Below are 13,814 nucleotides of genomic sequence, written 5' to 3'. Positions count from 1 at the left end.
GTCGGCGTACCTCTACAGCATCCCCCAATCAGTCCCCTCTCCCTCTGGGCGGTCCGACGTTTCGGGAGGGCTAGGGTGAGGGGCTTTTCAACGCACACACAAAAACGCCGATGCCCATCACTGGCCATCGGCGTTTTCACACCTTGAAGGGGGTGGTTCAAGCGTCAGATCAGAACGCCGGCAGTACCGCGCCGTTGTACTTCTTCTCGATGAACGCTTTGACTTCCGGGCTGGTCAGGGCTTTGGCCAGTTTCTGGATCGCGTCGCTGTTCTTGTTGTCCTCACGGGCCACCAGGAAGTTCACGTACGGCGAATCAGCACCTTCAATCACCAGCGCATCTTTTTGCGGGTTCAACTTGGCTTCCAGTGCGTAGTTGGTGTTGATCATGTCCAGATCAACTTCTTTCAGAACGCGTGGCAGCAGGGCCGATTCCAGTTCCTTGAACTTGAAGTTGTGCGGGTTCTTGGCGATGTCTTTTGGCGTTGCCAGCGCGTTTTTCGGGTCTTTCAGCTCGATCAGGCCAGCCTTCTGCAGCAGGATCAGTGCGCGGCCACTGTTGCTGCCTTCGTTCGGGATGGCGATGGTGGCGCCGTCCGGCAGTTCAGCCAGGGTCTTGTACTTGCTCGAGTAACCACCGAACGGTTCAACGTGCACGCCTTGCACGGTCACCAGGTACTTGGACTTGTCGTCCTTGTATTTGCCCTGGTTAAAGCTGTTCAGGTACGGCAGGGTCTGGAAGTAGTTGGCGTCCAGACGCTTCTCGCCAACCTGTACGTTCGGCTGAACGTAGTCGGTGAACACTTTGATTTCCAGATCCACGCCTTCTTTGGCCAGGGTCGGTTTGATCAGCTCAAGGATTTCAGCGTGCGGCACCGGGGTCGCAGCGACCACCAGTTTCTCGCCGGCATTGGCCAGGGAAGCAGTCAGAGCAGCCGCCAATGCGGTAAACAACAGAACCTTTTTCATGCAGTGTCCTTATCGAAAATCACGGTCGTCATCGACGACGGCATTAATACGTGTGCCAGTGAAGTGATATCGCTGGCGTGGGTCGGACAATACCGGGATTTTTTATTCCCGGACAATAACGTTTATTCAGCTTCATATTCCATTTTGTTCATGTTGAACGAAACGGTTACAACGTCTCACTCAAACGAATCAGCAAATCTTTCAATGCCTTACGCTCGGCGACGCTGCCGCCGATGTTGATTTGTGTCACTAGCCGTTCGATCTGAAGCTGCGGGCCAGACGCCTCGGGCAGGTTCAGGTGCTCCGGCAGAATCTCGTCACCGGTACTCACCAGCAAGGCAAAGTGAATGACATTTTCCAGCTCGCGGGTGTTGCCCGGCCAACTGTGTTGTTCGAGCACGTGCTGCGCCGCTTCGCTGATCAGCGGCACAGGAAGGTCGAGACGCTGACTGTAGATGCCGAGGAAATACTCGGCCAGCGACAGGATATCGCCGGTACGCGCACGTAACGCCGGCAATTCGAGGTGGCCCTCGCTGAGGTAGTGATAAAGGCGCTCGTGGAATTTCCCGGCGTCCACCGCTTGCGCCAGATCGATGCTGGTGGCCGCGACCAGGCGCACATCCACGGGACTTGGCTGATGCGCACCGACACGAGTGACTTCGTGGTTCTCCAACGCGGCAAGCAATTTGATCTGGATCGGCAGCGGCAAGTCGCCGATTTCATCCAGATACAAGGTGCCGCCGTTGGCCGAACCGAACCAGCCTGCACGGCTGCTGGCCGAGCCGCTGTAACTGCCGGCAGCGTAGCCGAACAGCTCGGCATCAGCGTAGGTCGGGCTGATCGCCCCGCAATTGACCGAAACGAACAGACCGCTGCGGTCACTGGCGCGATGGATGTGCCGGGCGAGCAATTCTTTACCCGTACCGGTCTCGCCACGGATCAATACCGAAGTCGAGCGCGGCGCCAGTTGCTCGAGCTCCTCACGCAGTTGACGCGAGCGCGGATCGACGAACACCAGCGCCTTGGCGCGAATGCTCAGGGGGCTTTTTTCCGCATCGGGAAAGGTCAGCAACGGCTGACCGAAGGTTTCGAAACTCATGGCAGGCTCCCGCCCAAAACCGCCGGCAGACGGGGGCGTTGAAAGAAAAAAGATCAGGCGCGGCGGCGGGCGTGGTGTTCCATACGGTTTTGCAGGCGATAGAGATAAGCAAAACCCTGCTCCCAACGCTGATGCCCGGACTTGACGTTGATGTGTCCGGCACCGGCGAGAATTCCCGCCTCGGCGCCCCAGTTGCGCGCCAGCTCCAGTGCGCGCGGCGCACTCACGGCGGCGTCGTTGTCGGAGCTGACGACCTGGCTCGGAAACGGCAGCAGATCAGTCGGAATCGGCGCGAAATTGCGCAGCGCCGGTGCACACGCCGGACGCTCGACATCTGCCGGCGCGACCAACAAGGCACCACGCACCTGACGCAGGTATTGCAGCGGCGCAGTGGCTGCCCAATGGGCAACGGTGATGCAGCCGAGGCTGTGGGCGATAAGGATGACAGGCGTGCTATCGGCGGCAATCGCCTCGGCCAGTGCCGCCACCCAGTCTTCACGACGCGGCGTCAGCCAATCGGCCTGCTCGACCCGCGCACTGTTTGGCAGGCTGTTCTGCCAGTGGCTTTGCCAATGATCATCTGGCGATCCTTGCCAGCCCGGCACAATCAGGTAGCGGATTGATTCGTTGCGCATGGGGAGCTCTCCTGCGTCGTGTCTGTTCCTGGACGAGTATAGGGAGGGGATTTATATTCGTTAAGGAATAAGAAGCTATTTATTAAGACCTGAATTGAATATGAGATGTGTGCCTGGCTTGAAATCTTTCCCCCTCACCCCAGCCCTCTCCCCCATGGGGGCGAGGGGGAAAGGGAGCCAATCTTCATGCCGTTCAAATCCTGAGTTCGACTGGGATTTCAGGTCGGCGTAACTCGTGAGAACAACCGAGATCAGTTCCCTCTCCCTATGGGCGGTCCGACGTTTCGGGAGGGCTAGGGTGAGGGTCTTGCGTCTAATGCCAGAAACAAAAAAAGGGCCGCACCCTGCCAAGGAGACGGCCCCGGAAAAACGTAAATCCTGTTACCGCGCAGTAATCACCGATAACTTGGTAATCCCCGCCCGCTCAATCGAAGCCATCGCCCGCGCCACTTCGCCGTAGTTCACTCCGTCATCGGCCTGCAATTGCACGCGCACTTCCGGGTCCTTAGCCTTGGCCGACTTGAGGTTGAATTCCAGCAAGTCCGGCTGAATCTCGTCCTTGTTGATAAACAGCTTGCCGGCACCATCGATGCTCACCACCAGCGGGTCCTTCTGCTCGACCGGCGCCACGGCTTCGGTCTTCGGCAGGTTGATCGGGATCGCGTTGGTCAGCAGCGGCGCGGTGACGATAAACACCACCAGCAGCACCAGCATCACGTCCACCAGCGGGGTCACGTTGATCTCGCTGAGTACCTCATCACTGTCCTGCGTGGAGAAGGCCATATCAGGACGCCTCCTTCACTTTTGCCGCATTGCCCGGCGTTGCGACCTTGTGCGCCGTCGGGTGGATCAACACGCGGAATGCACTCTTCTGCGCCAGGCTGTAGAAGTCGTGGGCGAAGTCATCCAGATCCGCCGCCGTCAGTTTCAACCGACGCAAAAAGTAGTTGTAAACCAGCACTGCCGGCACCGCGACGGCGATCCCCACACCTGTGGCGACCAGTGCCGCCCCGATTGGCCCGGCGACCGTTTCCAGGCTCGCCGAACCTGCGGCGCTGATGCCTTTCAACGCCTCCATGATTCCCCACACCGTGCCGAACAATCCAATGAACGGCGAGGTGCTACCAATACTTGCGACCACTGCAAGGCCCGTTTCCAGCGAACGCCGTTCGCGAACGATCTGCTGACGCAATGCGCGCTCGAGGCGATCCTGATGGTTGATCGCCTGGCTCAAATCATTCGCCTGTGGCGTCTCGCCCACCTGAATCGCCGCATAACCGGCCTGTGCCACCCGCGCTGCGGCGCCGGGTTGGGTCTCGCTCAATTCAGCGGCTGAATCCAGACTCGACGCCGCCCAGAAACGTTTATGAAAGCGCCGATCCTGCGCCTTCAGCCGCCCGAACTGCACAGCCTTGAGCAGTGCCAGGCCCCAGGTGGCGACGGAAAAAACCACCAGCAGCCAGATCACCGCGCTTTCGATGGATTCCAGTGGAGATGCCAGTAACGTCATGATGATTCCCTCGTGTAAACGTTTCGCGCGAATTTGGTTTCGGTTTAATGAATCTTGAAATCGATGGGCACGCTGACCCAGCCGTCCTGGGCGACATCACCCTGCTTGGCCGGGACGAAACTCCAACGTTTGACGGCGTTCAGCGCCGCGTCGTCGAGCTGTTGCCGGCCACTGCTTTTGGCTATCTGGATCTCACCCGGTTTGCCGCTGGCCAACACATGCACGCGCAGCAACACCGTGCCTTCCCAACCGCGACGCTGAGCCAGCGACGGGTATTCCGGTGCCGGGTTTTTCAGGTACGCGGCGTTCGCTGAGGCCGGGGTTACCGGTGCCGGCGCGGGGGGAGCAGGTGGCGCTGGCGCTGCAACCGGAGCTGCCGGTTGTGGCGGCGCGGGTGGTTGCTCGACGGCTTTCGGCGCTGGTTTGGGGGCCTGTTTAACCACCGGTTTGGGTTTCGGAACGGGTTTTGGCGGCGGTGGTTTTACTGCCAGTTCGTCTTCTACCGGCGGCGGTGGCTCAACCACAGGCGCAGGTGGTGGCGGCTCGACAACCGGTGGTGCTGGTGGTGCCGGGCGCGAGAATTCGATAGTCATCGGCGGAATTTCCGGCGGCACGATCGGCAGCACCGGCGTCGGCTTCTGGCTGATCCAGTAGATCACCGCGCCATGCACCACCAATGCGAGCACGCCGAGCAGAAGGGTTTCGCGCCGACTCAAAATTCCTTTGGGCGCACGCTGCAAACGCAGCTGTCCCAACGGCACACGATGCGGCCGGCCGAGATCGACCAACTCGCCACCCGGCGTCTGACGCCACAGCAATTCCTCTGCGCTGGCGGCGGTCTGGACATTGCCCATTGATTCACTCCCTGCGGTCTTTTTGCGTTCTCTACAAAAACTGCCGATCAACCGTTTGTTGAATCCCCCACGGCGAATCGATGGATGAATCATTGGGCTTGGTGCTTATCTCCGAAAGTAATCTTTAACGTTATGCATAGGTCTTTATGGAATATATGAAATGATCAATTCCGTCAAAGCCACGTGCCACGTGGGCTGTAGCGATGCGGGAAAATTCGCATGCTTTTCAGGCATTGAAAGTATTCACGCAACGCATCAAATTCGCCTGACCCGGTTTTGCGGGACAACTAATACCAAGTAGATAGTTGATTATTATTTTTCTGGAACAATAAAAAAGGCCGACGCACTTTCGTGCGTCGGCCTTTATCAATTGCGCGCGGATTATTGTTTGACGAATTCCCCTGCCAGGGTCACTACTTCACCGTCAAAATTAGTACGGGAACCGGCCGCACGAACTTTTGCGTAATTGTGATCAGGAGAAAACAATGACCACGCTTGAAATCCGCTATTACCATTCAGACCGACAAATGTGATGGTGGTAGGTTGTCCGGTGCTGTTCTGGAAATGGTAATGCCCGTAGCTGACGTCATAGTTAACGCCGCCCTGGCTGAACGTGCCACTGAATGTACCGTTGGAATCGTTGCCATCGGTAATCGTCAGTTTGGCGCCAGCGTTAGCGTTCACATAAGTGCCATTAATGCTCGACATGATTCGATTTCCTTTATCGTTGGGATAAGTATCTTCCGATGAGAGCAAGTTTCCTCCTGGAAACTCACGACAGTCAGGATGGTTGCACATTCAATTATTGTCCACGCGACTTACTAACGAATTTGCAATAAGCACCCTTCAACCCGCTCATAACTTATCGCCGTTCGTTCGAGCAATAATTCCAATTCAACTAACGACTGGCATTGGTTTGTTGCGCGCCGACAACCGGGGCATTAACCGCCGTCTCGGAGCGTGGCGTACCCGTTGGCACCCAGTCATAACTCACAGGCAACGCCCGATAGACCCAATTGCTGATCGCGTCGCTGCCCGGCGCCTTGCCGAGATACGGGCTGACGTATTCCCAGACATTTTCACCACTGGCCGTCACCTGGAAAAACCGTCCATTCATGCCTTCGTCGATCAGCGTGTTGCCGTTGGGCAAGCGCCGCGCGCTGCTGATGAACGAGCTGTAGAACGCCCACCCCGGTTGCTTCGAATTGGCCGCGCTGTACTGCCAGACGATCTCACTTTTCACCGGATCGATTTCCAGTACCCGCGAGCCGGAAATCAGCCCGAGGGTAACGTTCGGATAACCCGCCGATCCCTGGTTATCGAACACCAGCAAATTGCCGGCACCTGGCAATCCGGCCGGAATGATGTGTGCATCATGCTGACCGACGAACTGATCCACCGGGCGCGGCAATGTACGGGGCGCTTTCGGATTGATCAGTGGCAGATTCGGCCCGAGACGCCAGACCACTTTGCCGCTGCTTTTGTCGATGATCGCGATGAAATTGGCGTTGCGTGAATCAAACAGCAGGTTGTCCGGATTGAAGCGTTTATCACCAGCATCGAACCATTTGTTCGGCCCGACCACACTGAGGTTGTTGATGTGCAGGTAATCCGCGTCATCACTCGCCCGTACCAGCTTCAATTGCTCTGGCGTGAAGCCGAACTCATTCAAATGTTCCGAGGCCAGCCACTGCCATTTCAGCGCGCCGTCGGGGCTGACTTCATAGATCGCATCGTCAATCACCTCGGGCACTTTAAAGCCTTTGACCTTGTGCACCTTGTTCGCCAGCACCACGGTGTTGCCGTTGCTCAAACGGCGCTGATCATGGTGTTGTTGCGCTGCGCCATCGGGCGCCTTGTCGCCCCACTGCCAGACGACTTTGCCATTCCAGTCCAGCTCGCCGACGCTCTGATTGCCCAACCCGTTGCCGGCCGAACCGAGTTTACCGGGATCCTTTTCACTCAGTTGCAACAGCACATGGCCGCGCTCGCCGCCGACCAGTTTCGGGTCGATGAGCGCTGACGGGAAACCTGCCTGTGGCCAGGTTTTCACCTCGTTGCCGTTCATGTCGATCAGGTGCGTCTGCTTGTCGGCGCCGCTGAAAATCACGTACTGATTGAAAGCCTTGTTCGGGTCATAACGGGTCACGCCGGTCGGGTAAACACTCGGTGCGGCGAATGCGCCGGCACTGAGCACTGCGCCGGACAGCAACACCGGCAAAGCGGTTTTGATACGCAACATGATGCAGTTCCTTGAGTGACGAATCAGAAGTCGTAGCGACCGGTGACGCCGAGGGTGCGAGGTGTGCCGAGCAAGCCTTCATAGCCGCCGTTACCGCCCGTCCAAAGGGTCGTGTAGTAGGTTTTGTCGAAAGCGTTTTTCAGCCACAGGGATACGTCCCACTGGCCCTGATTGAAATCGCCGCGCAGGCCGGTGGAGAAGTTGACCACGGCGTAACTCGGGATCTGTCCGAAGTCGGAATCCTCGACGGTACCGACGGCTTTCGAGCGAAACGCATAGCTCGCGGTGACGTAAGGTTCGAAACCGTTATCCAGATTCCATTTGTATTCACCGTTGGCGTTGCCGATCCATTTCGAGGCGCCGACCACTTGATGGCCGCTGAGGTCGCAGGACGCTGGAGCACCTGGCGCCTGACTGACTTCCGGCGGGCACGGGGCATCTTTGTACGAGAGATAGCTGACGTCGTTGTAGGAGCCGTTGATGTTCAGGGTCAGGCCGCGCAGCGGGATCACCGTGCTTTCGAACTCGACCCCGCGTGAACGTACGGAACCGGCGTTGGTCAGGTACTGCACACGGTTTTCCGCGTCGTAGGCGTTGGTCTGGTAAGCGTTGACCTGAGTCCAGAAGACGTTGGCGTTGAGTTGCAGACGGTGATCCCACAGCGTGCTCTTGAAGCCGAGTTCGGCGTTGTTCGCGCGCTCGGTGCCGATCAGCAGCGAATCGGCACCCGCTACCGGAGCGGAACCGACGGCGAGGTTGACCCCGCCGGACTTCTCGCCGTGGGATAACGTGGCGTAACCGAGCACATCATCAGTGATGCGATAGCTGAGGTTGAGCAGCCCGGAAGGACTCGAGCTGTACTGATTCAGATCGCCGGAATCGTAAGCGCCGGCACGACCGCGCCGCGCCGTGGCCGCAGCGCCCGTAACGGCGGCGCCACCGAGCGGCGCATCGCGAGTGACCCAGGCTGATTTCTCTTCATACGTGCCACGCACCCCGGCGGTGAAGTCCAGTCGCTCGGTGAGGTGCCAGGTGCCTTGGGCGAACAATGCAAAACTGTCGGTCTTGATATGACCGTTGCCGACACTGGTGACGTTGGCCAGCGCACCGGGCGCCGTACCATTCCAGATATCCGCTTGCGGGCCGTAATAAGCGAAGGATTTATTGTCCAGATCCGAGCCGAAGTAGTACGCGCCTACGACGTAATCGAAGAACTCACCCTTGGGCGAGGCCAGGCGAAATTCCTGCGAGTACTGTTTGTCTTCCACCGACACCCCGGCGTTGTAACTCGCCGGCACGTTGAGGCCATCGTCGTTGCGCGGGGTGAAATTCCAGAAGCGATAGGAGCTGATCGAGGTCAGCGTGAAGTCGCTTGGCAGCGTCCAGTTGGCCTCCACCGAGGTGCCGCCCTGATGCACGGTGACATGCTGATCGTTGTCCAGATTGACCTTGCGGTGCGAGCCGTTGACCAGCGTTGCGCCGGCGGCATTGGCGCGCGACTGGTAAAGATTGACGCCATTGATGGTCGGCCCGGTGTTGTACAACACGCGGGTGCCGGCGCTGGAATCTTCTTCGTTGTAGTCGCCGATCCAGCGCAGGTTGAAATCTTCGTTGGGCTTGAACAGCAGCTGCGCGCGGAAGCCCTCGCGCGAGCCGCCGTTGAGATCATGGCCGTCGTATTCGTTTTTGATGTCACCGTCGCTACGGGTTCGATAAGCCGAAAAGCGTCCGGCCAGTTGATCGTTGAGCGGGCCGGAAATGGTGCCCTTGGTCTGGAAGTAACCGTCCTCACCCACCGAGGTTTCGATGCTGCGCTCAGGGGTGAAGGTTGGCGCGCGGGTGCTGATGTTGATCACCCCGGCAGTGGTGTTTTTGCCGAACAACGTCCCCTGCGGCCCACGCAAGACTTCGAGCTGTTCGATATCCATCAGGTCAAATACCGCCATCCCCGGGCGGCCCAGATAGACGTTATCGATGTACAGGCCAACGCTGCCTTCCAGACCATCGCTGGCCGGGTTATTACCGAGGCCGCGGATCGATACGCTGGACTGCCGCGCGTGCATGTAGGCGACGTTGACGCTGGGCACCAGCTGTTGCAAATCCTGAATCCGGTAAACCCGTTGCGTCTCCAGATTCTGCCCGCTGACCACGCTCATTGGCGTCGGTACGTCCTGCGAACTTTCTTCGCGGCGGCGGGTGGTGACGGTCACGGTTTCCAGCTGTGAACTGTTAGCGGCAGGCTTGCCGGCCGGCACCGGCGCCGGGGTTTCGGAGTCGGCGGCGTAACCGTGAGTCCAGCTCGCGCTCCCTGCCAGCAACAGGGCCAGAGGCAGGCGTTTGAGCCGTCGTGGCGTTAGGGGTGACGCAAGGTTCAACGGACTCATGGCGCGGCTCCTGGTCAAAAAATACACAGACATCATCAGCGCTGTATATTCTTTTAAGTTATTTATTTATGGATTTACAAATATTTACTGCATAAGAGATTGCCTTTATAAGGAGTCGACCTAATGCATATCCAATGCATTTCCCGGATATTTTTTATGTGAAAAATGCATATCGACTTGCGCCAACTTCGTCACTTCATCGCCCTGGCTGAACAACGCAGCTTCGTCGCCGGCGCGCAGGCGGTGAACCTGTCGCAGTCGGCGTTCAGCCGCAGCATTCAGGCGCTCGAGCACAGCGTCGGCTGCCAGTTGGTCGATCGCGGGCGCAAGGAATTACCGCCGACCAAACAGGGCCAGGTCCTGCTTGAGCACGCGCGGCGACTGGTCAGTGGCGCGCAGCAGATGGCCAACGAGATCAGTCAGTTCAATGGGCTGGAAGCGGGGGAATTACGCTTCGGTTGTGGGCCGGCGCCGGCGGCGGGTTTGATCCCTCGGGCGATTGGCAGCTTCATCGGCCGCTATCCGAAAGCGCGGGTGCAGTTTCAGGTCGATGACTGGCAGAGTCTGAGCAAGCGGTTACTCAGCGAAGAGTTTGAATTTTTCGTCGCGGACACTCGGCACTTCGAGGCAGATCCGGATTACCTGACCTACCGGTTGCGACCGCGCAAATGGCATTTCTGCTGCCGTGCCGGCCACCCTTTGGCCGGGTTTGAGCGGGTCACCGCCGAGCAATTGATGAGCTATCCCTTGGCGGTAAGTATTCGTCCGCCGAACCTGCGCAAAGTCATAGTCGACCTCAGTGGGCGGCCGGATTTCACACCCAATGTGGAGTGTGAAAACAGCTCGAGCCTGCTCAGCGTGGTGCTGCGTTCGGATGCGATCGGGATTGTCGGGGCGTATTCCGACGCGCTGCATCAGGCCAAAGGTGAGTTGGTGTGCTTGCGCATCGAAGGACTGGCGGATGATCTTGAGGAACTGTACACCCGCTACGGGATTGTCAGCCGCGCAGGGTATCGGTTGTCGCCGTTGGCGGAGGCGATGATTGAGCAGATCAAGGCGATTGATCAGCAGGATGAAGAGGTTTGTTCGCTGCAGAATCTCGCCGTTTGACATGACGCTTTCGCGAGCAGGCTCGCTCCCACAATGGATTGTGGTGAATACAGAATGTGTGATCGCCACTAACCCTGTGGGAGCGAGCCTGCTCGCGAAGAGGCCGGCACAGGCACCGATGCATTTCCTGCATAAAACCCATTCCCCAAATGCACTTGCCGAACACCCCCACTGAAAGCGAAAAACCCCACCTGTCTCTCTGACCGGTGAAACCATGTCCAACTCGCCAAACCCCGTGCGCAACGTGCTGTACATCATGTGCGATCAACTGCGCCGCGATTACCTGTCCTGCTACAGCCATCCGCATCTGCACACGCCGAATATCGATCGCCTGGCTGCAGCCGGCGTGCGTTTCAGCCGCGCCTACACCCAAGGCACGATTTGTGGCCCGTCGCGGATGTCGGCCTACACCGGACGCTATGTCAGCAGCCATCAAGTGGCGTGGAACGCCGTGCCGTTGCCGCTGGAAGAACTGACCATCGGCGATTACCTGCGCCCGCACGGCATTCGTACTGCGCTGGTCGGCAAGACCCACGCCACGGCGAATGTCGATGCCTTGCAACGCCTGGCAATCAATCCCGAAAGCGAACAGGCCGAAATCCTCAACGAAGTCGGTTTCGAACCTTACATGCGCCACGACGGCATCTACCCCGACGACCCGCTGTTCGACGACAAACGCGAATCCGCGCCCTACACCCATTACCTGCGCGAGCAGGGTTTCGACGGCAAAAACCCCTGGCACGACTGGGCCAACGCCGCCGAAGGCGAGCACGGTGAAATCCTCAGCGGCTGGCAAATGCGTCATGCGAATTTGCCAGCACGAATTCCCGAGCAACACTCAGAGACTGTCTACACTACAAATCGAGCCATGGACTTCATCACCGAGCAAGGCGAGAAATCGTGGTGTTTACACCTTTCCTATATCAAACCGCACTGGCCCTACATCGTACCGGCGCCGTACCACGCCTTGTACAGTACGAAATCGATTCTCAAAGCGGTCCGCGCGACGCCCTCCGAAGCCAGCAAACACCCCGTATACACTGCCTTTCGCCAGCATGAAGAAAGCCTCAACTTTTCCCGCGATTCAGTACGATTGACTGTAATCCCTACGTACATGGGTCTGATCAAGCAGGTGGATGATCAACTCGGACGGTTGTTCGATTTTCTGCAGAGTAATGGCCGCTGGGATGACACGCTGATCGTGTTCACCAGCGATCACGGCGACTTTTTGGGCGATCACTGGCTCGGTGAGAAGGAGTTTTTGCTGGAGCAGGCGGTGGGCGTGCCGTTGATCGTGCGTGACCCTCGAGCGGCGGCGGATGTCACGCGCGGAACGGTGGATGATCGACTCGCGGAGACCATCGATGCGTTGCCGACCTTTCTTGAAGCACTGGGATTGCCGGGGGCAGAGCATCGGCTTGAAGGGCGTTCGTTGATCCCGCTTCTGCACGGCGAAAATCCGCACTGGCGCCACTATGCAATCAGCGAATACGACTACGCCTTCCAGGCGCCGGCGCGTGAGCGTCTGGGCCAGCCGATCGATCGCTGCCGGATGACCATGGTGCGTAGCGAGCGCTGGAAGTACCTGGCTTACGACGGCTTTCGACCGCAGTTGTTTGATCTGCTGAATGATCCGCAGGAGTTGCGCGATTTGGGTGATGACCCTGAATTTGCGGCGGTGCGCGAGGAGCATGCGGGGTATTTGTTTGAGTGGGTGCGGGGGTTGAAGCGGCGTACGACGATCAGTCATCAGGAGATTGATTTGCGGGGGCAGCGGTTTCGCTACGGAGAGCCGGAGATCGAGAAGGTTGTGCAGATTGGGGTTTGGTAGCTTGAAGAGCCCCTCACCCTAACCCTCTCCCGGAGGGAGAGGGGACTGAATGGGGGATATTGCAGAGATACACCGACCTGATCCAGCTTCACCGAATCCATAATCAATAAGGTGGTTCAGGTCGATGCATCCCGAAAGACAACTCGGTCAGCTCCCTCTCCCTCGGGGAGAGGGCTGGGGGTGAGGGGCTTTTGATCTTCAATCACGCCCCTTAATTGTCTGACTGCGCTGCCCTGAAGCCCCAACCGGCACTTCCCCCTTGAGCGTCACCCGACGCACCACCCGATCCTGAGTACCGTAATCATCAATCGCATAATGCTGCGTCGAGCGGTTATCCCAGATCGCCACATCACCGGCCTTCCAGCGCCAGCGCACGGTGTTTTCCTGACGGATCACATGACTCTGCAACAGCCCGAACAGATGCGCTGAATCCGCTTGCGAGTAACCCTTGATGCGTTTGACGAAATGCCCCAGCAGCAAGCTCTTCTCGCCGCTGATCGGGTGCACGCGCACCACCGGATGCTCAGTCTCGTAAACGGTCGACGTGAAGACCTTGCGATAACGCTCAAGCTTCTCCGCCGAGACGTCCGGCTTGGCGCTGGCGTAGTCGTATTCGTTGCTGTGCACGGCGACCAGTTTGTCGGCCAGTTCACGCAGCTCGGTCGGCAAGCCGTTGTACGCCGTCGCGGTGTTGGCCCACAGGGTGTCGCCGCCGAATGCCGGCGCGACGACCGAGCGCAGGATCGAGGCTTTCGGGTAGGCGTCGACGAAAGTCACGTCGGTGTGCCAGGAGTTGGCGCGCTGACCTTCAGCACCGTCCAGCTCCAGCAGATAACGCGTGCCTTCACGCGACGGCACGGTCGGGTGCGCCACCGGCTCGCCGAGCAAATGGGCGAAGGCTTCCTGACGCTGATCGTCGAGTTGGGTCTGCTCACGGAAGAACACGACTTTGTATTGAACCAGAGCCTGTTGAATGGCTTCGACGGTGGCGGCGTCCAGCTCACCGGACAGGTGCACGCCACGGATCTCGGCGCCGATACGACCGGCCACCGGATGAATCTCCAGCGCGTGGACAGCGGGTTTTACTGCGAGTGCGGCATTGCTCATGGGTAGACCCTCATCGACTGCTTACGGTTTTGGACGGCAGCGAAACAACGCTCTATCTATATTCCATTTACATCT

12 protein-coding genes are annotated in these 13,814 nt (G+C 58.5%); 2 read left to right on the top strand and 10 right to left on the bottom strand.

Annotated features, from left to right (window positions below):
- Positions 1-169: 169 nt before the first annotated feature.
- From CLU80_RS14655 to CLU80_RS14615, 9 genes are all read right to left on the bottom strand, one after another.
- Positions 170-967, bottom strand: a complete 798-nt coding sequence (locus CLU80_RS14655; RefSeq protein ID WP_007918708.1) for a MetQ/NlpA family ABC transporter substrate-binding protein — start codon at positions 965-967, stop codon at positions 170-172.
- Positions 968-1,133: 166 nt separating this feature from the next.
- Complete coding sequence (locus CLU80_RS14650) at positions 1,134-2,066, bottom strand: sigma 54-interacting transcriptional regulator (RefSeq protein ID WP_093440496.1); 933 nt, start codon at positions 2,064-2,066, stop codon at positions 1,134-1,136.
- 53 nt (positions 2,067-2,119) lie between these two features.
- Entirely contained in the window at positions 2,120-2,701 is a 582-nt protein-coding gene (locus tag CLU80_RS14645; protein ID WP_093440491.1) for an alpha/beta hydrolase, read from the bottom strand.
- Positions 2,702-3,082: 381 nt separating this feature from the next.
- Positions 3,083-3,484, bottom strand: coding sequence for an ExbD/TolR family protein (locus CLU80_RS14640; RefSeq protein WP_003220570.1), 402 nt, complete (start codon positions 3,482-3,484; stop codon positions 3,083-3,085).
- Between the two features lies 1 nt (position 3,485).
- Positions 3,486-4,211: a MotA/TolQ/ExbB proton channel family protein gene (locus CLU80_RS14635; protein WP_093440486.1), complete on the bottom strand. Its 726-nt coding sequence runs from the start codon at positions 4,209-4,211 to the stop codon at positions 3,486-3,488.
- Between the two features lie 44 nt (positions 4,212-4,255).
- Positions 4,256-5,065 (bottom strand): energy transducer TonB, encoded by an 810-nt coding sequence (locus CLU80_RS14630; RefSeq protein WP_093440478.1) that lies wholly within the window; start codon positions 5,063-5,065, stop codon positions 4,256-4,258.
- A 381-nt stretch (positions 5,066-5,446) separates the two neighbouring features.
- Positions 5,447-5,773 carry a hypothetical protein gene (locus CLU80_RS14625; protein ID WP_038359731.1) on the bottom strand — a complete coding sequence of 109 codons (327 nt, stop codon included), beginning with the start codon at positions 5,771-5,773 and terminating at the stop codon, positions 5,447-5,449.
- Between the two features lie 190 nt (positions 5,774-5,963).
- Positions 5,964-7,307, bottom strand: a complete 1,344-nt coding sequence (locus CLU80_RS14620; RefSeq protein ID WP_099757696.1) for an aryl-sulfate sulfotransferase — start codon at positions 7,305-7,307, stop codon at positions 5,964-5,966.
- A gap of 23 nt (positions 7,308-7,330) precedes the next feature.
- Positions 7,331-9,691: a TonB-dependent receptor gene (locus CLU80_RS14615; protein ID WP_093440470.1), complete on the bottom strand. Its 2,361-nt coding sequence runs from the start codon at positions 9,689-9,691 to the stop codon at positions 7,331-7,333.
- A 165-nt stretch (positions 9,692-9,856) separates the two neighbouring features.
- Between CLU80_RS14615 and CLU80_RS14610 the strand changes: the two genes are divergently transcribed.
- Positions 9,857-10,801, top strand: a complete 945-nt coding sequence (locus CLU80_RS14610) for a LysR family transcriptional regulator (protein ID WP_093440466.1) — start codon at positions 9,857-9,859, stop codon at positions 10,799-10,801.
- Positions 10,802-11,015: 214 nt separating this feature from the next.
- Positions 11,016-12,632 (top strand): alkaline phosphatase family protein, encoded by a 1,617-nt coding sequence (locus tag CLU80_RS14605; RefSeq protein WP_099757695.1) that lies wholly within the window; start codon positions 11,016-11,018, stop codon positions 12,630-12,632.
- A 198-nt stretch (positions 12,633-12,830) separates the two neighbouring features.
- On the opposite strand, the gene CLU80_RS14600 is transcribed toward CLU80_RS14605, so the two are convergent.
- Entirely contained in the window at positions 12,831-13,739 is a 909-nt protein-coding gene (locus CLU80_RS14600) for a TauD/TfdA dioxygenase family protein (RefSeq protein WP_099757694.1), read from the bottom strand.
- Positions 13,740-13,814: the final 75 nt, after the last annotated feature.

Source organism: Pseudomonas sp. 29 (assembly GCF_002754355.1).
Classification (GTDB): Bacteria; Pseudomonadota; Gammaproteobacteria; order Pseudomonadales; family Pseudomonadaceae; genus Aquipseudomonas; species Aquipseudomonas neuropathica.
This window is presented reverse-complemented; position numbering and strand designations above follow the sequence as displayed.